Here is a 26,284-nt window from a genome sequence, read left to right as displayed (position 1 = left end):
CTATGGAATAAAAGTAAACCATTTTTGAAAATAGGGGCCTAATACCGGCACTGATTGTTTCTTATACTGAAGTGCACCGATAAAACCGTATCCCCATAAAACGATATAGGAAATGTAGAGTCCGTACCAGGCATATTCGTTGAACCATTGACTGAGAAAGATGGCGAATCCTAAAAAAAACAGGTGAAGCCCAAAAGCCTGCCGTGTATGAAAACGTGCAAAATCGTTCTTAGGTTCGATATTCATGGTGATGGCGATAAGCGCACCGACCATGGTCAGATAGGCTATGATTGCGGTCGTCTTTCCTTGGTTGCCGTTTTCCATTTATAGAACTGCTTGGCCGTTGTTGATTATTCCCAATGCCCTTCCCTTTAGGCGATTCCCCAAAAACATGCTGTTCTTCGAAGCGGAAGCGATATGCGACTCTTCGAAAACATATTCAGTTGTCGGGTCAAACAGTGTAAGACAGGCCCTCGAACCTTCTTCTAAAGATTCGGAAGGAAGGCCATATCGTTCTCGGCCATAAGTCACTACGCGAATCGTGGTTTCCAAATCAAAAAATTGGTTCAATGTTCCGAAGGCACTTTCAAGTCCGATGGTTCCGTTAGCCGAATTATCGAACTCCACTGCCTTTGTTTCGATGTTCATGGGCCTATGGTCCGTAGTTACAAAGTCGACCGTGCCGTCTTTGACTCCTTTTATCAAAGCCTTGATGTCGTTGTTGGTCCGTAGGGGAGGTATTACCTTGTATTTCGAATCGTATTCTTCTAAAACCGTATCGGTAAACCGTAGGTTATGTACGGCCACGCTGCAGCTAACGTCAAACCCTTTTTTCTTGGCCTCGGCGATCAGTTTGACCGAACCGGCGGTAGAAATGTTCGGAATATGCAATTTGCCCCCGGTATATTCGAGGACGAAAAGATCTCTGGCAATTTGTATTTCCTCGGCAAAGGCAGGAATTCCCTTTAAACCCAACTTTGTTGAAACATGCCCTTCGTTGACGATGCCTTTTCCGGCAATATTTTTATCCAAGGGAAAAGAATACACCAGACCATCGAAGTTCTGGGCGTATTGCAAGGCGATTTTCAGCAGGTTCGGATTTTCCACTGGGCCTTTAAAATCATAGAATCCGATCGCACCGGCATTTTTCATGTCAAAAAGCTCGGCAAGGTCACTTCCCTCGGCCTTGGCGGTAAGTGTTCCCAGCGGGTGCAGATTAGTTGCATGGCCACGTGACGCATTCTTGAGAAATACAATATCAGAACTGCTATCGGGCACGGGGTTGGTATCGGGGTTTAAGACCACATCGGTATATCCGCTCTTGGCAGCGGTCAACAATCCATTTGCAATGGTTTCCCTTTCTTCATAACCCGGTTCACCGAAACAGACACCGCTATCGAACCATCCTACCGATACATGGAGATTTTTTAGCGCGATGACTTTGGTCGTCTTGTTGGGCGCATCTATTTTACCGGCTATTTTTTCGATTTTTCCATTGACAATGAGAATGTCCCTCTTTTTTAAATGGAATTCGCTACTGGCGTCTATAATTTTGGCGGACTTTAGCAGTATGTTCATCAAAGGTATTTTTGAATGAGTATTTCGACCAGCAGAAACAACAACGCTAAAATAACAAACCATTTCCAAAGCTCGTTTATCGCATTGTCTTTTTGCATATCGTCAAACAGTGAAACCAAAGAGGTCTGGTTACTTTGGGCATGTATCGTCGCCAGATCTAAATAATTCAACTGGCTTTCATCGCGCGGATAGTTAAAGCTGATGTTCATTACGGGTTTTTCGTCGTTCAAGATTTGATAGATGCCATCGGGAATGTCATTTTCCTGAAACGATAGATTCACCTTATTGGCCAATGAACGCTGAAGCGGAATGAATTCGTAACCGGATTTTGATACTTTGACAATTTCGTCCTTCGACAGCTTGATAGGGATATCGATGCCGCTATCGGACCCTATTTGCCTATACAATTCGGGCAATTTAAGGCTAGAGGCCGCCATATTATATAACGTCGGAACGATCAAAGGAGAATTCTTGAAATTGGAGTTATCGGTATTCAAAGCTGCCGTAAAGAGATATTTGCCGCCCGAACCGACCAATAAAGGAGAATTGTCTTGCAATGTAAGGGCTTGCGGCAACGAGGTCTTGATGCGATAGTGCCGTGAGACCTTTGGATACTGAAAATTGGTCACATTTTTTTCAAATACATCACGGTAGAGAGAGTGATCAAAATTGATGTTCGTAATATTTCGCTCGAGTTCTATTTTTTGGGTAAACGATGTGCCCATAACGTTCATCAAGAATGTATTATACGAATCAAAGTCGCTATCGGTCGAAGGAATTACGATGACGCTGCCGCCCTCATCCGAAAAGGATTTTAAACTGGTCGTCAACGCGTTCGGAATAGAGGGCAATTCGTTCAAAAGAATGGTATGCTGGTCGGCGATTCGGGCGTAATCCAAATTTTGAAGACCGAAATTACCGTAGATAAACTCGTCGGGATTAAAAATCCGTTCTAGAAAATTGGCATCTGCCGGCCCAATGGACATGACCTTTATTTTTTCCTTTTTGTCAATATTGAAGTAGAGCTTATTGTCGTAGGGCAATCCCGTATCCGAAATTTCCACGATACCCTCTATTCTTTCATTTGCCGGAACCGTGAACCGAACACTGGCATTTCCGTTTTCATCAAAGGTGGCAGATGTTTTTGCTATGAGTTTATCTGTATTGAACAGCGAAACAGGAATATTTTCTATACGCCCTTTCGACGAGAGCAAGGCTGTTAATTCGATGTTTTCAGAAGCTACATCTTCCAAAAAAACCGAATCGACGGCGACATTGACAAGGTCGGGTTCCCTTAGTTGTACCAGGTGTTTTCTTACGGCATTCGATGTGTCGATTTCCGTTGCGGCCATTCGTTGCTGAAAATCGGAAACAAGGATCAGGTTTTTTTCAGTGCTTTCATCGGTACCGAAAAATGTATTGGCCTTCAACAAGATTTCGTCAAGCCTTAATTGTTTAGCACTGTGTTCAAGCGTCAAAAGGTCGTTCTGAATATCTTGTACGGTAACGGCGCTATAGGTTTTCTCATTCGTGAAAAGCGAGAAGTTTTCTCCCACCGGTATCGATTTCATCAAATCTTGAACGGCATTTTCAAAAAGGGTGGCATTTTCCGATTTGGCCTGTGTGCTGAACGAATCATCAAGGTATATTACGGTCTCTTTCTTTTTTAAAGCGGTCTTTGCGGCAAAAAACGGTCGCGCAAAAGCGAATATCAACGCCGCCAACAGCAATAGCCGGCTCAGCAACAACAACCATTTTTTCAGGGTGCTGCTTTTGCGTGATTCCGATTGTACGCGCTTCAGTACCTTAACGTTCGTAAAAGGCGTTTTCTTGAATCTACGAAGCTGAAAAAGATGGATAAAAATGGGAATCAACAGTAATAAAAGGGCCCAAAGAAGTTCTGGATGTCTAAACTGCATTCCTATATAAGATTGGGCAAAGATAGTTAATTCAGGGCTTAAAGTTCAAAGTTTAGGTTTTATTTAGAGTTTGTGACCGCTTAACAAAAGAAGAAATAATCCAACATATGTTTTTGCCCCAACCCGGAAAAATAGCTGCGGATCATTGCTTGGGCCTCTTCATTGGCCACGGTAACTATGCTTTGGGTATTATCGAGTTCGTTAAGTTTTGAGAAGTGCATCATCGGCTTTCCGTATATTTTTTTGCCTATTTTCTTCGGATTGTCGCACAGCCAATAGAAATCGATATCGCGGTCCAAAAGTCCTTTTGCAATTTCCTTGCCTTTGTTTCCTGCGCCCCAAATGGTCAATGGTCGGGTTTTGTCATATTCCAATTTTAGGAAATAGCGGAGCTTGATTTCCAAAAAATAATTCTGTGCATAGTGCTCGCTCGTTCGCGACGTTCGTGTGTCGTAATCCCGCCATAAGTGCAAGACCTGATTGCAGGGAATGCATTTCAATCCATTTTCATAGAACCGAAAGGTAAGGTCGTAATCCTCGGGATAACTGTCGGGAATAAATGCGCCAGAAGTATCAAAATCATCCCGAAAGGCCATCCAACAAGGGGAGGGGATAACACATTCTTTGTAGATTTCTGAATAATTCTCGCCTTTTTCGGTGAGGCGGTTGAGCCATTTTTCATAGCGGTCATAACCATCACTGATACCTCTATGCGAAAAGTATTTTACCTGGCCCACGGCAAGGTGGCCTTTTCCGGCTTTGGCCAACGAATCGACCATGACCTCCAATTTGTTGGACGTCATGATATCGTCGGAGTCCATTCGGGTAATCAAATTACCGTTACTTTCCTTGTAGGCTTTTCGCAAAGCGCATATGATTCCCGATCCATCGTTGCCGAAGATTTTGATGCGTTTATCGTTCTTGGCATATTCTTGTAAAATCTCAAGACTTTTGTCGGTAGAATGGTCATTGACGGCCAATATTTCCCAATGCGTATAGGTCTGGTCCAATATTGACGCAATACATTCGGGCAAATATTGCGCGGTGTTTTTAAAAGGGATTAAAATACTGACCAACGGTTGTTGCATGGGCGCAAGTTAGGAAATACGGAAAAATTTGGTTCTGGAGGTTGTCAGAAAATGGATCGGTATTGATTTTAAAATGCATAGCGGATTATTTTAATCCCGAACTAATAGATTATATTAGTTACGAAAAACTTGAAACAGACCGACTCGAACCATAATACGAAAGAAAAAAATGAAAAAATTATCCATGATTAAGAATTTCATGCTTGTTGTACTCGCCTTTAATGGCATGCAATTGGCCGAAGCCCAAGAATCAAACGCTGACCAATCTTATACCTTAGTAGTCGAAGGTTACGATTGGGGCCCCGCAACGAGCAAGGTGATTTTACATCTTAGCGACACCACTTCAGTGGCAGAGGGCGCCAATTATTCGATAGACGTTCTGCGCGAATCAGATTGCCTTGATGCAAATTCACCTCGTTCGAAGGGTACATTGCAAGTCGTTACCGCATATGTTTCAGATGCCGAAGGGAATAAAATGGAAACCGGCAAGAACATAACACTACATGTCGGGGTCGGCCCACATATTCAAATCGGGTCTCCCATCGTATACTTCTTTACCGAAGGTTGCCGCGGAAACCAATGGACGAATTACCAACTGACCATCACAAATTCGAAAAATAAGAGTATTTGGAACAAAGAAAGCGACCGAATCATGCCACTTGTCGATGAGTTCGATTTATCGGGTAAATTCAGTTCAAATAACGTGGATCTTACGTACGCTTCGTTCTCACCAAAAATGGGAGAAGGTAAAAAGCCCTTGATTATATGGCTGCACGGTGGTGGCGAGGGTGGCACCGACCCCAGTATCGTTCTCTTGGCCAATCGCGCCGCAAATTATGCCTCAAATGAAATTCAAAAAATATTTGGAGGTGCCTATGTATTGACGCCACAGACCCCGACCCGTTGGATGCACGGCATTAGCGGGGAAACTACTAGAGGTAATGAACCCGATATTTATAGTGAAACATTAATGGATTTAATTAAGGATTTTGTTTCGAAACATCCTGATATTGACAGTAACAGAATATACGTTGGCGGTTGCTCCAATGGGGGTTATATGACCCAGGAATTACTTTTGAACAATCCTGATTATTTTGCGGCCGCGTATCCTTCGGCACTGGCATTTTTTGCGGAATTTTTATCGGAAGATGATATAAGATCGCTGGCAAAACAATCTATCTGGTACATGCATTCAAAAGATGACCCCGTGACCAAAGCAGATGTAACGGTGATTCCGACATTTGACTTATTAATGAAAGCGGGCGCTAAGGATGTGCACTTATCGTTATATGACCATGTTGTCGATTTATATGGAGTCTACGGCGGAAACGATTATCATCTGAACGGACATTTTTCTTGGGTGTACAGCCATCGCAACCACGCCTCAAAAGTAATCGATGGACAAGAGGTTACCGTAATGGAGTGGATGGCCGGCAAAAGTAAATAGCGTTTATTTGGTTTTATTTGTAGAATTAATTCAGCATCCTGAACTCATTGGGTGAGTGGCCCACACGCTTTTTAAAGAGCCTGCTAAAATGTTGGGGATATTTAAACCCAAGCTCGTAGGCAATCTCGCTGACCGATTTTTGGGGATCGAACACCTTTTCCTTGGCTACATCGATCAGTCGGTTCTGAATATATTCTTGGGCAGAATACCCTGTTTCCTTTTTGACCAAGTCACCAAAATAGTTTGGGGAAAGGTTGAGCTTATCAGCAAAGTATCCAACGCATGGCAGCCCATATTCTTGGGGCTTGCCCGAGGTAAAATAGTCGGACAACAAGGTTTCAAAACGTTCCAACGAGCCTTGGTGCGCAATTTCCCTTGTCAAGAACTGCCGATCGTAAAAACGCAAACAGTAATCCAATAGCAACTCTATGTTGCTGACAATTAGGTTTTTACTGTGCTTGTCTAGGTTTTGCTCCAATTCGTATTGAATCTTGTCCAATACGCTCAATATCAATTCGCGTTCCCGTGGCGATAGATGTAGAGCTTCCTTTACGGAATAGGAAAAGAAGTTATAGGTATTCATTTTGCGTCCCAACGTACTTCCCAATAGCAGATCAGGATGGAAAATCAAGGCATATCCTTTGGGTACATAATCAGGATCATAACTAATTTCCACCTGCTGTCCCGGCCCCATAAAGACCATGGAACCCTCATCAAAGTCATATTCCCCGCCACCATATTTCAATTTGCAGTTCTTGGCATCCTTCAGTAAAACGGCATAACAATCAAAATGCAATCCATCGTATGAATAATCTGGAAGCGCCTCAGTGCTTTCGTAATCCAAAATACCCACCAAGGGATGGGAAGGTTTGGAACTTCGCCATCTAAAGTAATCGGCTACGGTTTTTATGTGGTATACCATTTCCATTTATTATAGTAACTTTATCTAAAGATAGGGCACTGATTCCCAAAACTTCAAACTATAATCCTCAAATAAGTAATAATGGTATGAACATCCGTAATCTGGGTATTACTTACTAATGTATGGTTGAATATTTTTGGCATTACGTTAATCCTGACAAAAATACATTTTCATGAAAAAAATGATTTGTTTTCTATTGTTCACGGTATCTGTCGGCATTTCTGCCCAAGATTCCGGTTACGCGGTCTCTTCATACTTGGTAGAAGGCTTTAAGGCGCCAAACACGCATTACATTGGCGAGGCATGGTTGAATCACATTTTACAATCAGATGATGATTTGAATTACAATATTACCAAAGCAACGTTCAAGGCAAATTCTACCTTAGATTGGCACAAGCATGAATCGGTTCAAGTGCTGATTATCGTTGACGGTGAATGTTACTATCAAGAAAGGGGCAAAGAACCTATATTACTTAAAGAGGGTGATGTGATACGATGCGAAAAAGACATTGAACATTGGCATTCGTCTTCCAAAGAAAACGATGTGACCTACTTGGCTTTGTATGGAGGAGGAAATCCTACGACTTGGACTGAAGTCTTGACCCAGGAATATTACGATAGTGTGGCAAAAAAGCTAAACTAGGTAACTGTTAAAAGCACTTCGTTGAGTGTATCCAACAATTCAAAGCAAACATGAAAATTACTTTGACCATTTTTTTATTGGTCGGATTCAAGACATTTTGCCAATCTCAAGAGGAAGAGAAAAAGTTCCTCGATGATTTCAGGGGAACGGCCAGTGTCACGCATAATGGTATTTCGCTTGTTCCTTCATTTTCATTGGGCGACCCGGCCTTGATCTTCGACCTTAAATTCACTGCCGGTCGCTTGAGCTTTGAGCCCGATATGCGTTTTGCCCTTGAAGGGAAACCTTGGTCGTTTTTGTTTTGGTTTAGGTACAAGGCCATTCAAAAGGAGCGCTTTTCACTTAGGGTTGGCGCGCATCCTGCGCTCAACTTCCGAACGGTCAATATAATTCGTGATGGCCGGGAAGAGGATATTTTGGAATCACGCCGCTATGTGGCCGCTGAACTTGCGCCCAACTATAAGGTTTCCGACAAGGTCGGGGTCGGCATGTACTACCTTATCGGGCATGGTTTCGACGAAGGAGTCAAGAGGACGCATTTTTTGGTGTTCAATTCGAGTTTTTCCAAGCTCGGCATATCGAAGGATTGGCACGTGAACCTTTCCCCTCAGGTATATTATTTGCGTATGGACGACCTTCAAGGCTATTATGCCGTAGGTTTTATATCATTGGTCAAAGAAGGGTTTCCCCTGTCACTTTCGGCCATTTTGAACAAGGCGCTCGATACGGAAATTTTACCCGAAAAGCATTTTACCTGGAACGTTTCATTGGTGTACAATTTTCCAAATTAAAGAAGAGCCATTGATAAATGGCCATCATAACGAACATAAATTTTAATAATATACCGATATGAATTGCGGAGTTTATTCCAAATAAATCCATAATTTAAAGCGAACATTCAACGTCATGGCAAAATATACACTTAACATCAACGGAAAAAAACAGGAAGTAGAGGTTTCGGCGGAAACTCCCATTTTATGGGTATTGCGAAATCATCTGAAATTGGTCGGCACCAAATACGGTTGCGGCATAGCACAATGTGGTTCATGTACCGTTCATTTGAACGGGGTGGCCACACGATCCTGCATGTTGCCGGTTTCGGCAGTGGGAAATCAGGAAATAACCACCATCGAAGGACTCTCGGAACATGGGGACCATCCGGTTCAAAAAGCATGGCTGGAGGTCGATGTCGCCCAGTGCGGCTATTGCCAATCGGGCCAGATTATGACGGCAACGGCCCTGTTGAACAACAATCCTTCACCTACCGACGAAGAGATCGAAGGTGCCATGAACGGCAACATTTGCCGGTGCGGTACTTATACACGTATCAAAAAGGCCATAAAACTGGCTTCGGAATCATAATATCCATTTCATACTAAAACCATCGTACGATGACACTCGTTCAGACAAAAATAGGCAGAAGGGCATTTATTAAAAATACAGGAATGGCCAGTGGAGGCCTGGTACTTGGATTCAGTTGGCTGAACTCTTGCAAACCTGAACAAGCGACCAAAATAGCGGCCATTGAAATGCCAAAGGAATGGTTCGATATCAATGCCTATCTAAAGATCGGTGACAATGGAATTGCCACCATTTTATCGCCAAACCCTGAATTTGGACAAGGAGTGATTACCTCGATGCCGATGATCGTGGCCGAAGAACTTGATATTGCCTGGAAAAATGTACTTGTAGAGCAGGCACCCTTTAACGCCGAACTTTTCGGACGACAATTCACCGGAGGGAGCCAAGGTATTCGAAGGGGTTGGGAAGGCCTTCGATTGGCCGGGGCAACTGCACGGCAAATGTTGAAGGAGGCCGCTGCCCAGGCTTGGCAGGTGCCCGTTTCGGAAATTAACACAGAATCAGGAATCTTAAAGCATACAGGTTCTGACAAAACCGGAAGCTACGGCGAATTCGCTGCCGCCGCCGCACAGCTGTCCGTACCAGAGGAAGTGCAGCTCAAGGAGGTGTCCGATTTTAAGATTATAGGACACTCCAAAAAGAACGTGAAAGGAAAGGAAATCGTGACCGGAAAACCACTCTTCGGTGTGGACTATATGAAGGGGGGAATGCTATACGCCATGCCGGTATTCCCCCCCGCGTTCGGAATGAAATTGAAGGACTTTGATATGGCGAGTGTACAGAGTATGCCCGGAATACGTGATGTTTTCAAAATAAGGACCCATGAAGAAGACTATCAACGAAATGGATTTGATACCACAACGTTTACCGAGCCCATCATCATTGTCGGCGATTCCAATTGGGAGGTGATGCAAGCCAAAAAGGCTATTCGTGCCCAATGGGAACCTTTTGAGGACTATTCCTTTCCCATGATGGGTAGGGGCGGGGCCCAGACCGTTACCGTTCCCTCGGGATTGGAAAGATCCAGTGCACATATGGCCAAAATGCAAGAAATGGATGCCAAGCCGGGTCGGGTAGTCCGCAGGGATGGTAATCCCGAAGCTGCCTTTAAAAAAGCCGCAAAGGTTATTGAACGCAGTTATTCCTGTCCGTTTCTTGCCCATAATTGTATGGAGCCCATAAACTTCTTTGCCCATGTCACCGATGATAAGGCCGAACTTGCGGGTCCGCTACAGGCTCCCGAGTTTATAGAGGGCACGCTTGCCACTCGTTTGGGACTTCCTATTGAAAAAATTGATATTCACATGACGCGCATGGGCGGTGGATTCGGTAGAAGGGCCTATTGCCATTACGCTGTTGAAGCGGCTTTGGTCTCGAAAAAGGTCAATGCGCCTGTACAACTGATGTATTCCCGCGAAGATGATATGACCTTCGGAATCTATAGGCCTGCCTATTACGCAACCTATAAGGCTGCACTGGACGAAAACAACAATTTGTTGGCCTTTCATGTAAAGGCTGGGGGAATTCCAGAACATCCATTGGCTGCCAATCGTTTCCCGGCAGGGGCTATCGACAATTATCTGGCCGAAACATGGGAAATCCCTTCGAACATCACAATTGGGGCGTTCCGGGCACCACGATCGAATTTTATCGCAGGTGCCGAACAGTCTTTTCTGGATGAGTTGGCATCCGAAATGGGGAAAGACCCCATTGAATTCCGTCTGGAATTATTGGATCGGGCGACAAAAGATCCTGTGGGCGAGAACAATGACTATGAAGCGGAACGCTATGCCGGGGTGTTGAAGTTGGTAAAGGAAAAATCGAACTGGGGCATCAACGATTCAGGATTGAATCGTGGGGTTTCCGCTTATTTCTGCCATAATTCTTATGTGGCCCATGTATTGGACCTAAAAATGGAAAATGGTACGCCGAAAGTCGCAAATGTTTCTTGTGCCATAGATTGCGGTATCGTGGTCAATCCCGATGCGGCCGCCAATATGGCTGAGGGAGCCATTATAGATGGAATCGGCAATGCGATGTTCGGGGAAATGACCTTTAGTGAGGGCAGGCCAGATAAATCGAACTTCAATGATTACCGTATGATACGAATGGGGGAAGCTCCAAAGAACATCGAAGTGCATTTTGTCAAGAACGAAATCGCCCCAACGGGAATGGGAGAGCCTCCGTTTCCTCCAATTTTCGGGGCATATGCCAACGCTTTGTATAAAGCGACGGGCCAACGGCATTACCACCAGCCCTTTGGTTCTAACAAACCGCAGATTATAGGATAGTATTTAATTAAAATAATCCATCGCAAGAAACAGTGCAGAAGGAAACAGTAAAGATCAATCGACGGTTTTTTATCAAAAGTTCGGCCATGGCCGGAGGAGGTCTTGTATTGGGCTTTAATTGGCTGGCATCCTGTAAACTGACTGCCGAGGAAGAAAAACAATTACCCAAAGAATGGTCCAAGATCAATGGGTATCTGAAAATTGCCCATAACGGTCAGGTCACCATTATGTCGCCCAATCCCGAAGGCGGACAGAACGTTAAGACCTCAATGCCCATGATCATTGCCGATGAACTCGGGGTTGACTGGAAGGATGTAATCGTTGAACAGGCACCGTTGGACACCGATGCCTTCAACTTTCAGTTCATTGGTGGAAGTCAGGCCATTCGAAGAGGGTGGCCAGGGCTACGGATGGCAGGGGCGACGGCGCGGCACATGCTGAAAATGGCGGCGGCCGAAGCTTGGCAAGTTCCTATTGATGAAATCGAAACGTCGAACGGTACGTTGAGCCACGAGGCTTCAAGAAATACTGCCGGATATGGAGAAATGGCCTTGGCCGCCGCGAAACTTGAGGTACCCAAAGAAGTTCTACTTAAGGATAATAAGGATTTTAAAATTGTCGGCACTTCGCAAAAGAATGTGGATGGCAAAAAAATAGTGACCGGACAGCCACTTTTTGGGGTAGATACCCAACGAGAAGGTATGCTCATCGCCATGATCGTACATCCGCCGGCGTTCGGGTTGAAATTAAAATCCATCGATGATAACGAGGCAAGAAAGATGCCCGGAATCAAAGATATCTTTCCGATAAAGGTTTTCAATGAGGGCTATGAAAAAGCATTTTTTGATACGAGGACTTTTAACGAAGTTGCCGTCATTGTAGGAAATTCAACTTGGGAGGTAATTAATGCGAAAAAGGTCTTGAAAATAGAATGCGAACCTATTGAAAGCAGTACGGACACCCGAGACCGTTTTGGACGGAAATGGGAAGAACATACACCATCGGGATTAGAGAACTCCACCGATCATGCTGCTGAAATGGAAGCCATGATAAAAAAAGGCGGGACCGTCAAAAGAAAAGATGGAGATCCCGAAGGAGCTTTAAAGAAGGCGGCTAAAATTATAGAGGCATCTTATACGGCTCCTTTTTTGGCGCATAATTGTATGGAGCCCATGAACTTTTTTGCCGATGTGACCGAAGAAAAGGCAGAACTTATCGGACCCCTTCAAAAACCGGAGCTGACGGAACAGACCCTTTCGGCCCGTCTCGGAATGCCCGTCGAGAACATTGATGTCAAAATGACCCGTTTGGGCGGGGGATACGGGCGGCGTTCCTACGCCCATTGGATGGTCGAGGCGGCTATTATTAGTCAACGAATGAAGGCTCCGGTTCAATTGCTCTATACGCGTGAAGACGATATGACCGATGGAATTTATCGCCCAGCGTATCATGCCAAATTTCGTGCAGGCCTGGATGAAAACAATAAGTTGATCGCTTTTCATGTAAATGCCGGAGGCGTTCCGCAAAGTCCGTTGCATGAAAACCGTTTTCCTGCAGGGGTGGTTGACAATTATTTGGCCGAAGATTGGACCATCGATTCCAATATTACCGTAGGATCTTTTAGAGCGCCTAGCTCCAACTTCATGGCCAGTGCTGAACAATCCTTTTTGGATGAGGTGGCAGAAGCCGCCGGGAAAGACCCGATCGAGTTTCGATTGGAACTTTTGGATAGGGCAATGAAGAATCCCGTTGGCGAAAACAACGATTATGATGCGGCGCGCTATGCTGGAGTTTTAAAATTGGTAAGGGACAAATGTGATTGGAACAGTGTCTCCGAAAACACCCACCGAGGGGTTTCCGCATATTTTTGCCACAATTCCTATGCTGCGCAAGTATTGGATTTGACAATCGAAAACGGGAAACCCGTCGTACAAAAGGTAACCAGCGCCATTGATTGTGGGATTGTTATAAATCCCGACGCGGCCACGAACCTTGTTGAAGGAGGTATCGTCGATGGTATCGGAAATGCCATGCACGGGGGGTTGACCTTTACGAATGGAGTACCTGATAATAACAACTTTGATAGTTACCGAATGATTCGAATGAACGAGGCCCCAAAGGAAATCGAAGTACATTTTGTTGATAACGGCATAGACCCAACGGGATTGGGAGAACCGTCATTTCCTCCAATATTTGCGGCCTTGGCGAACGCACTTTACAAAGCTACCGGCCAACGGCATTATCACCAGCCCTTTATTTCTGGTAAAGCATAAAACCTTGACAAACTTCGTTTTCTGTACTATGTTTTCATACGCGCGCAGAAAATGCTTGTCAATGAAAAAAACCGACGGTTATCGCCGGATTTCTTTTCCGGAGGAAAAGGAATTCACTCCGTGCATCCCTAATACCGTATTGTGCAAATGCAACTTTGAATTCCCTTGGAATCCACATCTTAAAAAAGCAAAATCCCGTTCAAGTAAACTTGACGGGATTTATCTTTTCAAGCTGAACCAAAGTTGCGCTTGATTGCGGAGGAAGAGGGATTCGAACCCCCGGAGGTGTGACCCTCAACAGTTTTCAAGACTGCCGCATTCGACCACTCTGCCATTCCTCCTAAGCGGTTGCAAATATAGCAACCTTTTTCAATTCATTAAAAGAACTGCAATTATATTTTTATGTTATTCTTAGTTTATCACCTTCAAGCCCTTATTTTTGTTCAATGGAAGAATGGTACCATTACGCACTACTAATTGCCGTGGGTTTTGTGGTTGGCTTTATCAATACCGTGGCCGGAGGCGGCTCTTTGATTTCCCTTCCAGTACTTATTTTTTTGGGACTGCCGCCCAGTGTGGCAAATGGCACCAATCGAGTGGCCGTAGTGATCCAAAATATTATGGGGGTGGCCGGTTTTAAGAGCAAGGGCGTGACCACCTTTCCTTTCGATATCTATTTGGGTATTTCGGCATTGTTCGGGGCAATCTTGGGCGCTTATATAGCAGTCGATATCAAGGGCGAGACATTCAATAGAATTCTGGCCATTATTATGATAATCGTCGTTCTGATCATTCTTTTCAAACCCAAGCTCAAACTTGAGGACCTTCACGAACGGATTACGGGCAAGCATCTGTGGATCGGTATCATTGCATTCTTCTTTTTTGGCATTTATGGCGGATTTATAAATGCGGGACTAGGGTTTATAATTATACTATTTTTGCATTACGCGAACCAGATGACCTTGGTGCGCTCAAACGCGACTAAAGTGATGGTGGTTCTTATTTACACCTTGGCCGCGTTGACCGTCTTTGTATTAAACGATAAGGTCATTTGGCAAGTGGGACTAATTCTCGCCATTGGCAATGGTACCGGTGCATGGGTGGCCAGTCGGGTTTCGGTCGATAGGGGAGACGGTTTTATCAAGTCATTTTTGGTGATTATGGTCGTTGCAATGTCAATTAAACTTTGGTTTTTCAATTAGATTCAATGTTGAGGTCGTTTCCGCATAGAAGGAAATGCGTATAACAGTTCAAAAAATGGATGTACTCGAACAAATGAAATGGCGCTATGCCGTAAAGAAATTCGATTCCGATAAGATATTATCTGAAAAAAAGGTGATACGGCTAAAAAAAGCCTTTAATCTTACGGCTACTTCGTATGGCCTTCAGCCGATTAAAATGGTAGTCGTTCAAAATAAGGTTCTGCAGGCCGAATTGGTGCCCTTTTCCATGCAGCAGCAGCAAGTTGCGCAAGCATCCCATGTACTTGTTTTGTGCATCGAAAATAAGATAGACCCTAAATACATAACCGAATATTTTGAAAAAGTCAGAAGTGTGCGGGGCACGAGCGATGAGATACTGCGGCCTTTCAAGGAAAGCATGGTTTCGAGTTTTTCAAAAAAAGAGGCCTCAGAAATTCAGGAATGGTCAAAGAATCAGGCCTATTTGGCAATGGGTAACTTATTGACCGTCTGTGCAATGGAAGAAATCGATTCTTGCCCGATGGAAGGCTTTTCCCCAGAAGGCTATGACCAACTCTTAAAGCTGGAGGAAAAGGGACTTCGCTCCGTTTTGGTGATGCCCGTGGGCTATCGTGCGAAAGATGACGTATTTTCGACCTTTAAAAAGGTCCGTAGGAATATAGAGGATAGTATTATCGATATTCATTGATCAAACAATTTACAAAGAACCAATGCCGGGATTCGAACTTTTTGGAAATCAGGAAAGAAAACAAGTGAACGAGGTGCTTGAAACGGGCGTGCTTATGCGCTATGGTTTTGATGGAATGCGTCAGGACCATTGGAAGGCCCTTGAACTTGAAAATGCATTGGCGGCTAGAATGCAGGTAAAACATGCACAGGTGGTCAGTAGTGGTACGGCTGCCCTGACCATTGCGTTGGCCAGCGCGGGAGTAGGGGCGGGTGACGAGGTCATTATGCCGACATTCACCTTTGTGGCCAGTTTCGAGGCTATTTTGGCCATTGGGGCCGTTCCGATCTTGGTCGATATCGATGATACCTTGACGTTGAGCCCGGTAGCGGTCAAAAACGCCATTACTGAAAAAACAAGGGTTGTGATGCCCGTACATATGTGTGGTTCAATGGCCGATTTAGGAGCCTTGAAAGCCATCTGTGATACAAACGGATTGTTGTTGTTGGAAGATGCCTGTCAGGCGATCGGGGGCACGTATGATGGAAAACCCTTGGGAAGTTACGGGCACTTGGGATGCTTTTCCTTCGATTACGTAAAAACGATTACTTGCGGTGAAGGCGGTGCCATTATCACCAACAATGCCGCCTTTCATAAAAACGCGGACCATTATTCCGACCACGGGCACGACCATATCGACAACGATAGGGGGGCGGAAGGCCATCCTTTTTTAGGGTACAACTACCGTATTTCAGAGTTGAATGCCGCCGTTGGTCTGGCACAATTGGCACGTTTGGATGAGTTTTTGGCCATACAAAAGAAAAATTATTCCATTTTAAGGGAAGCGCTCGAAACCGTTTCGGGAATAACTTTTCGGAACGTGCCCGAAGGTGGCGAGGAAAACTATTCGTTTCTAAGTTTCTTTCTGCCAACTAAGGCACTCGCCAAAAAAACGCATAAGGAATTGGCCAGCGCGGGAATCGATGGTTGTTTTTATTGGTTTGACAACAACTGGCACTATTATAGAAAATGGGAGCATTTGACCGAACGCAAGTCGCTGGGAAAGCTTTCAAAAGAAGTTTTGGCAGGACTTCAAGATTTTTCGACCACCGATTTTTCGGCATCCGATCATTGGGTCGGCCGTAATATCTCTTGTCTCGTCAAACTTTCGTGGACTGAGGAAGAAGTCGCCGGAAGAGCCGCTAAAATGAAAAAAATAATAAGCGAAGTTGTTTCAACTTTTGGTTAATACGCAACGTATTCAACGATCTCAAGGCCATAACCAACGATGCCGACCCTTTTTGTTTGCTCGCTATTGCTTAACAATCTCAATTTGCTGATGTCAAGGTCGTGAAGAATTTGTGCCCCGATTCCAAAATCCTTTGCATCCATATCGATTTTTGGGGCTTTATTGATTCCTTTTTTCTGAAGCTCTTTAAGTTCGGTCAGTCGCGACAAAAGGTTCAGCGATTCCGAGTCTTGGTTGATGAAGACGATGGCCCCCTTGCCCTCTGAATTGATGGCGGTGAACATATCTTCCAATTTTTGATCGGGGTTATTGGTCAATGTTCCCAAAATATCATTGTTGACCAAGGTCGAGTTGATGCGCGTCAAGACCTTTTCGTCTTTTTTCCAGCTACCTTTGGTAAGTGCGATATGAATGTGATTGTTCGTGGTCTGCTTATAGGCCCTGAGTCTATATTCCCCGAATCTTGTGTTGATCTGAAAATCTTCCTTTTTTTCGATAAGGCTGTCATGTTCCATACGATAGGCTACCAAAGCTTCAATGGAAACGATCTTTAGATCAAATTTTTTGGCAACTTCCATTAATTCAGGTAAGCGCGCCATACTTCCATCTTCGTTCATGATTTCAACGATGATTCCTGCGGGCCGCAATCCGGCCAATCGCGCAAAATCGATTGCCGCTTCGGTATGCCCGGTTCTTCTTAGTACACCTCCTTCTTTGGCGATCAAAGGGAAAATATGCCCAGGACGCACTAAATCATGCGGTTTGGTTTCAGGATTGGTTAGGGCACATACGGTTTTGGCCCTATCAGAAGCCGAAATACCTGTTGTCACTCCATTCCCCCGCAAATCTACCGAAACCGTAAAAGCGGTTTCCAAGGGGTCTGTATTGTGATCGACCATCATGTGCAGGCCAAGATCGCGACACCTGCCTTCGGTCAATGGCGTACAGATAAGTCCGCGACCGTGCATGGCCATGAAATTTACCGTTTCAGGGGTCGCCAATTCGGCAGCGGCCAGAAAATCGCCTTCATTCTCCCGATTTTCATCGTCAACGACAATAATGACCTTGCCTTGGCGTACATCTTCAATGGCCTCTTCAATGGTGTTCAGTTTGATTTTCTTTTCCATGTTCACGATCATCATACGGCTACTTTGTCTTTCTTCCTGAAAAAATCCTTGAAGCGATCAAGGGCGTTTCCAATACTCATCAATCCCTTATCGGCAGTGGCCCTTTTTGTCAGTATTATGCCCAAGGGCAACATGATCAACGTAGGGAGCCATGCCCCAAATATAGGGTGAATGTTATTCTCCATGGCATAGTTTTTGGCAAAAACGCCAACGAAATAGTAGATCAGGAACAAAATAATGGCGATTACCATTGGAAGTCCGATACCTCCTTTTCGAATGATAGCGCCCAACGGAGCCCCGACAAAAAACAGTATTACGCATGATAACGCCAATGCAAATTTGGCATGCAGTGAGTAGATATGGAGATTGTAAATCTTATAACGCCGGTCGATCTCATCTTTTTTGGCCTTTACGGAGGTCAAGATGTTCGTGGCCGAATTCTTGGCCGAGGTCATGAGCTGTATACGTTGCCAGTCTTTGAAAAAACCAAGAAGGTCTTCGATTGTGGCCAAAGAGTCTTTTATGCCGCCGGCCTTGGTGCCAACGGTATCCAAAGCCGAACTATCGCGCATCATTTCCCTTTGTTTTCTCGCCATAAAAGTGTCGATCTCAACAACCGGTACGAAAGCTCCTATGCGATTATTTATGTTCTTTGAGAAAGCGCCCACAACCCTTAGATTGTCATTTTTTAAAGAATCGATGTCCTTGTTCAATCGCGAAACGTTCTTCATCTTATCGGTGCTGATGTTACGGTCTTCTTCAAGGTCGAGATCCATCTCGGGAATTTCGATGTTCATCCGATAGATTTCAAAATTTGCATTGGCAAACGGACTTTTTAGCCTGTCTTTGTTCCGTTTGGTCTCTATGTCCTCATAATAATTTCCATCCTTCAAGATCAGCTGTATTACTTCCGAATCCTCACTGCTCACCAATTCACCCGATTTTGCCTTGATTACGGTATTATTTATTTTTAGCGTGGTTTTCTGATGTATCGTGACGTTTCGCAAAAAACGGTCTTTTTCGCCATATTTTTCGTCCACTTTGATGCTCATGCCCTCAAAATCGCTAAAAACACCTTCTTCAATAGCCGCTGCAGGCTTAAGTTGGGCAATGTTGCGTCGCATGTTGAAGATTTTCTGCTCTGATACGGGAATAACACTATTGGCGAAATAAAAGGTGACGCCACCCAACAATATAACAAATGCGATAACGCTCATCATGGCCCTTCGCAATGATATTCCAGAGGCTTTCATTGCGGCGAACTCATAATTTTCGGCAAAGGTGCCAAAGGTCAATATTGACGATAGAATTACCGTGAGCGGTAATACCTTTTCGGTGAGCTCGGGCATTTTATAAAAGAAAAATTTGCCGATTACCAACATATCAAGCCCCCTACCGGCCAAGTCATCCATGAAAAGCCAGATAGCCTGAAATATGAAGATGAACATCAATATTATAAAGGCACTAAAAAAATTGAACAGAAATCGCGATAAGATATACCGGTCGAGAAGTTTCAATGAATGTCGGTTAATGAACTGATTTAATTTCTTATAATATAGTACCCTTGATCTTTGTACTTGCCTTCGTCAAAAGTAAATAAGGTATTCGACAAAGGTTGGTTCGTTTTAAAAGAATTAACAGTTATCGTCGTCGTGGTGCCGTTTTGCCCTGTTTCTATCAACTTATAAATATGCTTGGTCTCGGCATCGATTCCTAATAGAATTGATTTGACTTCAGAATTCGAATCTATAGGGGTGAGCTTTACGTACTGTATCTTACGACCCTGTACGTTTTGCAGGATGTCCCATTCATAATTGTGTCCTTCACGATAAAAAGTAAGCATTTTCGAGGGTGTAATTGCACTGGCGTCATCCGATTTATCCTCAATGGTCACCTCTTCGTTCTCAGGTACCACGGTATATACTTTTTTTCCGTCGTATAGCTGTTTGGCACCAAAAAAATTGCCCAAATACTTATCGCCCTGCATGGTTACATCACCACGCGTCTCTTGATTGATATCGGCCTCGGCATTGTGCAGCACATATTTAAAATCGACCACAATATTGTCATAGCTCTTTACCTTGTTGTAAACATCGTCCAACAAGGCTTTGGCTTTATCGGAATTTTGGGCCATCACAAAGTTCGTTGCCATCGTGACGGTCAGTAAAAGCATTATTTTTTTCATGAATTCAGGTTTCGATATTATTGCCCGTTATGGGTTTCGTTGTTCAAAAGTTGCTCCAATGAAACAAGATCGGGTACTAGTACCTGCCTTGCCTTGCTGCCCTCAAAAGGTCCCACTATTCCTGCAGCCTCCAACTGATCTACGATGCGGCCTGCGCGATTGTACCCCAATTTCAACTTGCGCTGGATCAAAGAGGCCGAACCTTGTTGGGCGGTCACGATGACTTCGGCGGCTTCACGGAACATGGTATCCCTATCGGAAATGTTATAATCAATACTTGTGCCAGAATCCTCTCCGACATACTCAGGTAGCTCATAGGCTTCAGGGTATGCTCTTTGTGCCCCGATATATTCGGTAATTTTAGAGACCTCGGGAGTGTCAACAAAAGCACATTGTAAACGCGTAACGTCGTTACCTTGTGTAAACAGCATATCGCCCCGACCGATGAGCTGGTCGGCCCCTTGGGTATCCAAGATCGTTCTTGAATCTATCTTTGAAGTTACCCGAAAAGCGATTCTCGCAGGGAAATTGGCCTTGATAATACCGGTAATGACATTCACCGACGGTCGCTGTGTGGCGATAATCAAGTGAATACCTATAGCTCGGGCCAACTGCGCCAAGCGTGCTATGGGCGTTTCAACTTCCTTGCCCGCCGTCATGATCAGATCGGCGAACTCATCGATGACCAAAATGATGTACGGGAGGAATTTATGCCCATCGTTCGGGTTCAACTTGCGTGACTTGAACTTGGTGTTATATTCTTTGATATTGCGCACCATGGCCAATTTCAACAGCTCGTAACGATTGTCCATTTCAATACAAAGGGAATTCAAGGTGTGTATGACCTTCGTATTATCCGTAATGATGGCCTCCTCTACATCGGGAAGTTTTGCCAAAAAATGCCGCTCTATTTTATTGTAAAGCGTCAATTCTACCTTTTTCGGATCGACAAGTATGAACTTAACTTCGGCCGGATGTTTTTTATAAAGTAGTGAGGTAAGCACCGCATTGAGTCCCACAGATTTACCCTGCCCCGTGGCTCCGGCCATGAGAAGGTGCGGCATTTTCGCCAGATCGACGACAAAGGTTTCGTTGCTGATCGTTTTTCCGAATGCGATCGGTAGCTGCATTTCAGCTTTTTGAAACTTGGTGGAAGCGATGACCGAACGCATCGAAACGATGGTCGCATTTTTGTTGGGCACCTCGATACCGATGGTTCCCTTACCGGGAATAGGTGCAATGATCCGTATGCCCAATGCCGCCAAAGATAGCGCGATATCGTCTTCAAGGTTCTTGATTTTTGAAATGCGCACCCCGGCCTCGGGCACAATTTCATATAAGGTAACCGTCGGGCCTATTGTCGCCTTGATCTGTGCGATACCTATTTTATAGTTTCGAAGCGTTTCTACAATTTTGTTCTTGTTTTCTTCAAGTTCTTCCTGATTGATCGTTATTCCACCCGAAACACCATGTTGATCCAATAATTCGATTGTGGGAAATTTATAATTGCCGAGTTCAAGGGTCGGGTCGAACTCCCCGAAATCTTCTACAAGCTTGTCCGCGATATTGTCCTTTTCTTCTTTTTCCTCGACAATTTTTTCGACATGTATTGACAGATCATCTTCAATGTCCGTTTTGGCCGGTCTTGAAATTTCGAGAGCGGTCTCGGAATCTTTCTTATTTAAGGGGGGAATATCTTCCTTATGGGTATAAGTGTCGATGATTACAGGGGTTTCGTCCTCATCGATTAGATTGTTTTCTGTAGAATCTTCCTTCTTTCTGGGTTTTTTGAACTCAGAGGCAATCGTGTCGGATTTCTTTTGCAAGTATTTCGCTACACCTTCTGGTGTGAATTTGAACAAGCGCACCAAAATAAAGACAAGGCCGAACAGCAATAAAAGAAACACGCCGATCTTGCCGGTGTAGTCTTGCAAAAAATCATTCATCTCATAACCTACAAGTCCACCTAGTAAAGGTTTTTCGATTGCAAAGAAACCCAATGCGATAGAAATCCAAATGACAAATATCGACCCCCATATCCATTTTTCAAGAAGTCCTTTCTTCTCAAGACTCAAGAACATATATAGGCCCGTGACGAATAGAAGAAATGGGAGTATGAGCGAGGCAAGACCAAAGCCTCTGTACATAAAAAAGTGGCTGACACTTGCGCCGAACTTGTTCAATAAGTTTTCGGCCTCCTTGTTGCGATCCGCGAATTCGGTCAATAAACTTTGATCCTCCTGCCAAGTGAAATAAAACGAGATAAATGAAAAGAACAAAGCGATACTGAAAAGCATCAAGAGGCTTCCCAATATGATCTTATTTTGTTTGGATAATCTAAAAGTACTGCCCTTTTTGGTGGTATTAGGCTTGGACTTTCTTCCCTTCTTTGCCATTAAATCATCGATTCTGGGGGTAAAAATACAAATTTACTGACTGCGAGACTATTTTGAAATATCCTGATTTGTTTTCTTGTCAATACTTGACGGCCTATACCTTCTAATTTTGAAAACTGTGATAATATTTCAAAAAATTGGCCCCTTGTTATCCAAAAAAAACAGAACCGAAGTTGGCAAATAGGCATTTCATGCGCTTAAAAAAACTTCGGGATATATATGATCAAACCGACCACTGCCGCCGCTACCGATACGAGCATGACCGCCCCGGCCGATACATCTTTCAAGAAACCGATTCGTTCATCGAACTCGGGCTGGCAGAAATCAGCCAATTTTTCAATGGCCGTATTCAACCCTTCGACACCAAGTACCAATGCAATCGCCAAAATTTGCAGGATCCATTCGGTATTGGATATTTCGAAGTAAAACCCAAGGGCCGTTACGATCAAACCAAGCACTACCTGCACCTTTATGCTCGCCTCGGTGCGAATCAACAATAATGCGCCCCGAACCGCGTACCGCACCGCTTTTAGCCGGTTTACTAGAAAGGATTCCTTAGGCATCCCTTAATGCCTTTAGTGCAGATGCGTAGTCAGGTTCATCGACGGTTTCAGCAACCTGTTCGGTATGGATGACTTCTCCCTTTTCATCCAAAACGACAATGCTCCTTGAATGAAGTGCCTCCAAAGGTCCATCTATAAACGTCACCTGATATGCCTCGCCAAAATTACCGTTTCTGAAATCGGAAAGCATTTCGACCTTATCGATTCCCTCGGCTCCACAAAATCGGGCCTGTGCAAATGGGAGGTCCTTTGAAATACATAGTACCACCGTATTGCTCAGACTTGTGGCCTCTTTATTGAATTCACGTACCGATTGGGCGCAGGTGCCGGTATCGACACTCGGAAAGATGTTCAAAATTACCTTTTGCCCTTTGTAGTCGGCCAAGGAGGTTGCGGAGAGGTCATTTTTGGTCAATTGAAATTCAGGGGCTTGGCTACCAACAGCAGGCAAATCGCCTATTGTATGGATCGCGTTTCCTTTGAGCGTTACGGTTGCCATATCAAGTATTTTAAATTTGGCGTGAAATTAGAAATATTACCCTAAAATGGAAAACATTGGGCAAGAAAACTACGACGACGGTGTTTTGACCTTTATTCGATCGAGGCCAACTTTTTGATCTTGATCTGTAAGGCGGCAAAAAGCAAGGTCATCATCGGACTCAACCAGTTGAATATGGCATAAAGGAAATACTCGCCCACACCGACCCCTAGTACACCGCTATGATAAGCGCCACAGGTATTCCACGGGATCAATACCGAGGTCACGGTGCCTGAATCTTCTAAAGTACGGCTCAAATTTTCCGGTGCCAATCCGCGGTCTTCGTATGCCTTGGCGAACATTTTTCCGGGAACAACGATAGCCAGATATTGATCGGATGCCGTAACGTTCAGGGCCAAACAACTTCCTACCGTACTGGCAAAAAGTCCGAAGGTCGTCTTGGCCATGGACAATAAAGCCTTCGTAATGCGCGAAAGTGCCCCAATACCATCCATTACACCACCGAATACCATGGCGCATACGATCAGCCAAATGGTGCCCAACATACCTTCCATGCCCTTAGCGGAGAACAATTCGTTCAAAGCTTCATTGTCGGTAGGAATCGACGTTTTTGTTGTTATGGCCTTGAGAATGCCTTTGTAGCCCGACTCAAAAGTCAACTCTGAAACGCCGGTGACCCCTGCAACGACGCCCGGCTGGAATATTAGGGCGAAAACCGCGCCCAACAATGTACCGATAAGTAAGGCGGCCAGTGGAGGGGTTTTCTTGACGATCAACACTATTACCGCCACTGGAACCAAGAACAACCATCCGTTGATGTTGAAAGTGGCGTCGATAGAAGCCAATATTGCATCGGTATCGGCAGAACCCGATGTGTCGATCGCAAATCCCATTATAATGAACACCGCGAGAGTTACCGCGATGGTTGGTATGGTTGTGAAAGTCATATACTTGATATGATCGAACAATTCACCCCCGGCCATGGCGGGCGCCAGATTCGTAGTATCGCTCAACGGCGACATTTTATCTCCGAAATATGCACCCGAAAGAACTGCTCCGGCTGTCATTCCCAAAGATATTCCCAAGGCATCGCCGATTCCGATCAGGGCAATGCCAACGGTCGCCGCGGTCGTCCAACTGCTTCCGGTAGCGATCGAAATAATCGCACAGATAACAACGCACGCCGCAAGAAAGATCGTGGGATTCAAGATTTGAAGGCCATAATATATCATTGCCGGAATGATGCCGCTGACCAACCAAGTTCCTGCCAAGGCCCCGACCATCAATAAAATAAGCAGGGCACCAGTGGTCGATTTCACATTTTCGGCCACTTCGGCCAACATCTGCTTGTAGGAAACTTTATTCGAGAAACCGACGATTGCGGCCACCGCCCCGCCCAAAAGTAAAATGAATTGATTTGAACCGCTTATGGCATCGTCACCGAAGACATATACGTTGTAGGCCAACATACCGATTAATGCAAAAACAGGAATCAAGGCCTCCCAAATGTTCAGTTCGCGATTTTCAACAATATTTTCGTTCTGGCGGAATTTTTTGGACTCGCGGTCTTTCATGGCATTGTTTGGTTACCCCGTAATATTACGACTTTGGCAACGGTTCTGCAAATTCGAAAAGTATATTGATGATCAAGGGTTTACCGTGTCCTTCGCCAGAACGCCCAATTTTTCCATACACGTTCTCATCATACCGTACGTTCGCCGAATGTCATTGTCAAGCCCTATTGAAAAGCGAATGAGCCCGTCGCCAAGCCCCATCGTTTTTTGTTCTTCCAAGGGAATTTCCGATGATGTGGAGCTGCCCGGGGCACTGAACAATGTTTTATAAAAACCGAGACTTACGGCCAGGTAGCCTAGTTTTTGGGCTTGCATCATTTCCATAAGGGCATTGGCTTTTTCAAGAGAGCCGACATCGATCGTCATCAAACCTCCAAATCCATATTCAAGGTTCATTTGACTTTTTATGATCTCATGGCCCGTATGTGATTTAAGACCGGGGTAAACGACGCGCAAACCGTCTTTTTCAAAATTTTGAGCAAGATACATGGCATTTTCACTGTGCTTTTTCATTCTGATATGCAGCGTGCGCATGTTTTTTAAGATGGAAGCTGCACGAAGACTGTCCAAAGTGCTTCCCAATAGCATTCCCGCGCCATTGTTTACATCTTTTAGTCCCAAACATAATTCTTTGCTGCCGCACACCACGCCGGCAACAGCATCACTGGTGCCGTTGATGAATTTGGTCAGGCTATGAATTACGATATCTGCGCCTAGTTTTACAGGGGTTACGGTTAGGGGCGAAAAGGTATTGTCAACAACCAACGGCAAATTATGTTTTTTGGTCAATTTTGAAAGGGCCCTGATATCGGCGACCTCCAATAACGGATTGCTTACACTTTCGCAATAGATCAATTTGGTTTTGGGCGTTATGGCTTCTTCGACGGCACCAATGTCAGTTATGTCGACAAAGGACACTTTTATATCGAATTTGAGCAGGAAGTTCTTCATAAAGGCATAAGTGCCGCCATAAATGGTACGGCTACTTATTATGTGGTCACCGGCAGCGCACAATTGCATTATGACTGCGGTAATCGCCCCCATGCCACTCGCCGTAACGTTGGCCGTTTCGGTACCTTCCATAGCGGCCAAGGCCTCGCCAAGGTAGAGATTTGAGGGTGATGAGTGCCTACTGTACAAATAACAACCTTCGGTATTGCCCTCAAAAGTATCGAACATGGTCTTGGCAGATAAAAAGGTATAGGTGGAAGAGTCTGATATCGATGGATTTACACCGCCGTACTCACCAAAATACTGGAGGTCTTGCAAATGATCTGATGCTTGGTAGTCCATAAAATG

General features: G+C 44.6%; 22 protein-coding genes and 1 tRNA gene. 9 read left to right on the top strand and 14 right to left on the bottom strand.

Going from position 1 to position 26,284, the window contains the following annotated elements; translation table 11 throughout:
* The 4 genes from ACEZ3G_RS11305 to ACEZ3G_RS11290 all read right to left on the bottom strand — a co-directional run bounded on the left by ACEZ3G_RS11305 (window position 1) and on the right by ACEZ3G_RS11290 (window position 4,585).
* Window positions 1-324, bottom strand: a complete 324-nt coding sequence (locus ACEZ3G_RS11305) for a hypothetical protein (RefSeq protein ID WP_432425598.1) — start codon at window positions 322-324, stop codon at window positions 1-3.
* Complete coding sequence (locus ACEZ3G_RS11300; protein WP_432425597.1) at window positions 325-1,578, bottom strand: dihydroorotase; 1,254 nt, start codon at window positions 1,576-1,578, stop codon at window positions 325-327.
* The gene (locus ACEZ3G_RS11295; protein ID WP_432425596.1) at window positions 1,578-3,497 is read right to left on the bottom strand and encodes a BatA domain-containing protein; all 1,920 of its coding nucleotides are present in this window, start codon (window positions 3,495-3,497) and stop codon (window positions 1,578-1,580) included. Before ACEZ3G_RS11295 ends, ACEZ3G_RS11300 begins: the two co-directional genes overlap by 1 nt.
* Before the next feature lie 80 nt (window positions 3,498-3,577).
* Window positions 3,578-4,585, bottom strand: coding sequence for a glycosyltransferase family 2 protein (locus ACEZ3G_RS11290; RefSeq protein WP_432425595.1), 1,008 nt, complete (start codon window positions 4,583-4,585; stop codon window positions 3,578-3,580).
* 169 nt (window positions 4,586-4,754) lie between these two features.
* Here ACEZ3G_RS11290 and ACEZ3G_RS11285 point away from each other — a divergent pair, with 169 nt between their 5' ends.
* Window positions 4,755-6,032, top strand: a complete 1,278-nt coding sequence (locus tag ACEZ3G_RS11285; protein ID WP_432425594.1) for a prolyl oligopeptidase family serine peptidase — start codon at window positions 4,755-4,757, stop codon at window positions 6,030-6,032.
* A 25-nt stretch (window positions 6,033-6,057) separates the two neighbouring features.
* On the opposite strand, the gene ACEZ3G_RS11280 is transcribed toward ACEZ3G_RS11285, so the two are convergent.
* Entirely contained in the window at window positions 6,058-6,954 is an 897-nt protein-coding gene (locus ACEZ3G_RS11280) for a helix-turn-helix domain-containing protein (RefSeq protein WP_432425593.1), read from the bottom strand.
* Window positions 6,955-7,126: 172 nt separating this feature from the next.
* Here ACEZ3G_RS11280 and ACEZ3G_RS11275 point away from each other — a divergent pair, with 172 nt between their 5' ends.
* The 5 genes from ACEZ3G_RS11275 to ACEZ3G_RS11255 all read left to right on the top strand — a co-directional run bounded on the left by ACEZ3G_RS11275 (window position 7,127) and on the right by ACEZ3G_RS11255 (window position 13,523).
* Window positions 7,127-7,597: a cupin domain-containing protein gene (locus ACEZ3G_RS11275; protein ID WP_432425592.1), complete on the top strand. Its 471-nt coding sequence runs from the start codon at window positions 7,127-7,129 to the stop codon at window positions 7,595-7,597.
* A 50-nt stretch (window positions 7,598-7,647) separates the two neighbouring features.
* Window positions 7,648-8,388 (top strand): hypothetical protein, encoded by a 741-nt coding sequence (locus ACEZ3G_RS11270; protein WP_432425591.1) that lies wholly within the window; start codon window positions 7,648-7,650, stop codon window positions 8,386-8,388.
* Between the two features lie 115 nt (window positions 8,389-8,503).
* Entirely contained in the window at window positions 8,504-8,959 is a 456-nt protein-coding gene (locus ACEZ3G_RS11265) for a (2Fe-2S)-binding protein (RefSeq protein ID WP_432425590.1), read from the top strand.
* Window positions 8,960-8,988: 29 nt separating this feature from the next.
* Window positions 8,989-11,250, top strand: a complete 2,262-nt coding sequence (locus ACEZ3G_RS11260) for a xanthine dehydrogenase family protein molybdopterin-binding subunit (RefSeq protein ID WP_432425589.1) — start codon at window positions 8,989-8,991, stop codon at window positions 11,248-11,250.
* An 86-nt stretch (window positions 11,251-11,336) separates the two neighbouring features.
* On the top strand, window positions 11,337-13,523 hold the full coding sequence (locus tag ACEZ3G_RS11255) for a xanthine dehydrogenase family protein molybdopterin-binding subunit (RefSeq protein ID WP_432426063.1): 2,187 nt from the start codon (window positions 11,337-11,339) through the stop codon (window positions 13,521-13,523).
* A gap of 256 nt (window positions 13,524-13,779) precedes the next feature.
* On the opposite strand, the gene ACEZ3G_RS11250 is transcribed toward ACEZ3G_RS11255, so the two are convergent.
* A tRNA-Ser gene (locus tag ACEZ3G_RS11250) sits at window positions 13,780-13,864 on the bottom strand.
* A 105-nt stretch (window positions 13,865-13,969) separates the two neighbouring features.
* Between ACEZ3G_RS11250 and ACEZ3G_RS11245 the strand changes: the two genes are divergently transcribed.
* Genes ACEZ3G_RS11245 through ACEZ3G_RS11235 form a run of 3 tightly spaced genes read left to right on the top strand, consistent with a single transcriptional unit; the run spans window position 13,970 to window position 16,641 of the window.
* Entirely contained in the window at window positions 13,970-14,725 is a 756-nt protein-coding gene (locus tag ACEZ3G_RS11245) for a sulfite exporter TauE/SafE family protein (RefSeq protein ID WP_432425588.1), read from the top strand.
* Between the two features lie 55 nt (window positions 14,726-14,780).
* Window positions 14,781-15,413: an NAD(P)H-dependent oxidoreductase gene (locus ACEZ3G_RS11240; RefSeq protein WP_432425587.1), complete on the top strand. Its 633-nt coding sequence runs from the start codon at window positions 14,781-14,783 to the stop codon at window positions 15,411-15,413.
* A gap of 22 nt (window positions 15,414-15,435) precedes the next feature.
* Window positions 15,436-16,641, top strand: coding sequence for a DegT/DnrJ/EryC1/StrS family aminotransferase (locus tag ACEZ3G_RS11235; protein ID WP_432425586.1), 1,206 nt, complete (start codon window positions 15,436-15,438; stop codon window positions 16,639-16,641).
* On the opposite strand, the gene ribB is transcribed toward ACEZ3G_RS11235, so the two are convergent.
* The 8 genes from ribB to ACEZ3G_RS11195 form a co-directional block, all read right to left on the bottom strand.
* Entirely contained in the window at window positions 16,638-17,783 is a 1,146-nt protein-coding gene (gene ribB / locus ACEZ3G_RS11230; RefSeq protein WP_432425585.1) for a 3,4-dihydroxy-2-butanone-4-phosphate synthase, read from the bottom strand. The two genes, ACEZ3G_RS11235 and ribB, sit on opposite strands and share 4 nt — an antisense overlap.
* Window positions 17,780-19,216, bottom strand: a complete 1,437-nt coding sequence (locus ACEZ3G_RS11225; RefSeq protein ID WP_432426062.1) for an LptF/LptG family permease — start codon at window positions 19,214-19,216, stop codon at window positions 17,780-17,782. The genes ribB and ACEZ3G_RS11225 overlap by 4 nt, the downstream gene beginning before the upstream one ends.
* A 92-nt stretch (window positions 19,217-19,308) precedes the next feature.
* Entirely contained in the window at window positions 19,309-19,953 is a 645-nt protein-coding gene (locus ACEZ3G_RS11220) for a LolA family protein (RefSeq protein WP_432425584.1), read from the bottom strand.
* 17 nt (window positions 19,954-19,970) lie between these two features.
* Window positions 19,971-22,349 carry an FtsK/SpoIIIE family DNA translocase gene (locus tag ACEZ3G_RS11215; RefSeq protein ID WP_432425583.1) on the bottom strand — a complete coding sequence of 793 codons (2,379 nt, stop codon included), beginning with the start codon at window positions 22,347-22,349 and terminating at the stop codon, window positions 19,971-19,973.
* A 197-nt stretch (window positions 22,350-22,546) separates the two neighbouring features.
* Complete coding sequence (locus ACEZ3G_RS11210) at window positions 22,547-22,912, bottom strand: diacylglycerol kinase (RefSeq protein ID WP_432425582.1); 366 nt, start codon at window positions 22,910-22,912, stop codon at window positions 22,547-22,549.
* Window positions 22,905-23,411: a thiol peroxidase gene (tpx, locus tag ACEZ3G_RS11205; RefSeq protein WP_432425581.1), complete on the bottom strand. Its 507-nt coding sequence runs from the start codon at window positions 23,409-23,411 to the stop codon at window positions 22,905-22,907. The genes ACEZ3G_RS11210 and tpx overlap by 8 nt, the downstream gene beginning before the upstream one ends.
* Window positions 23,412-23,503: 92 nt before the next feature.
* Window positions 23,504-24,985 (bottom strand): Na+/H+ antiporter NhaC, encoded by a 1,482-nt coding sequence (gene nhaC, locus ACEZ3G_RS11200; RefSeq protein WP_432425580.1) that lies wholly within the window; start codon window positions 24,983-24,985, stop codon window positions 23,504-23,506.
* A 72-nt stretch (window positions 24,986-25,057) separates the two neighbouring features.
* A complete protein-coding gene (locus ACEZ3G_RS11195; protein ID WP_432425579.1) occupies window positions 25,058-26,278 on the bottom strand; it encodes an aminotransferase class I/II-fold pyridoxal phosphate-dependent enzyme in 1,221 nt (406 codons plus the stop codon).
* Window positions 26,279-26,284: the final 6 nt, after the last annotated feature.

It is taken from the genome of Meishania litoralis (assembly GCF_042611095.1).
GTDB classification, from domain to species: domain Bacteria; phylum Bacteroidota; class Bacteroidia; order Flavobacteriales; family Flavobacteriaceae; genus Meishania; species Meishania litoralis.
Note: the sequence above shows the minus strand (reverse complement) of the source record. Positions and strands in the feature narration are given on the sequence as shown.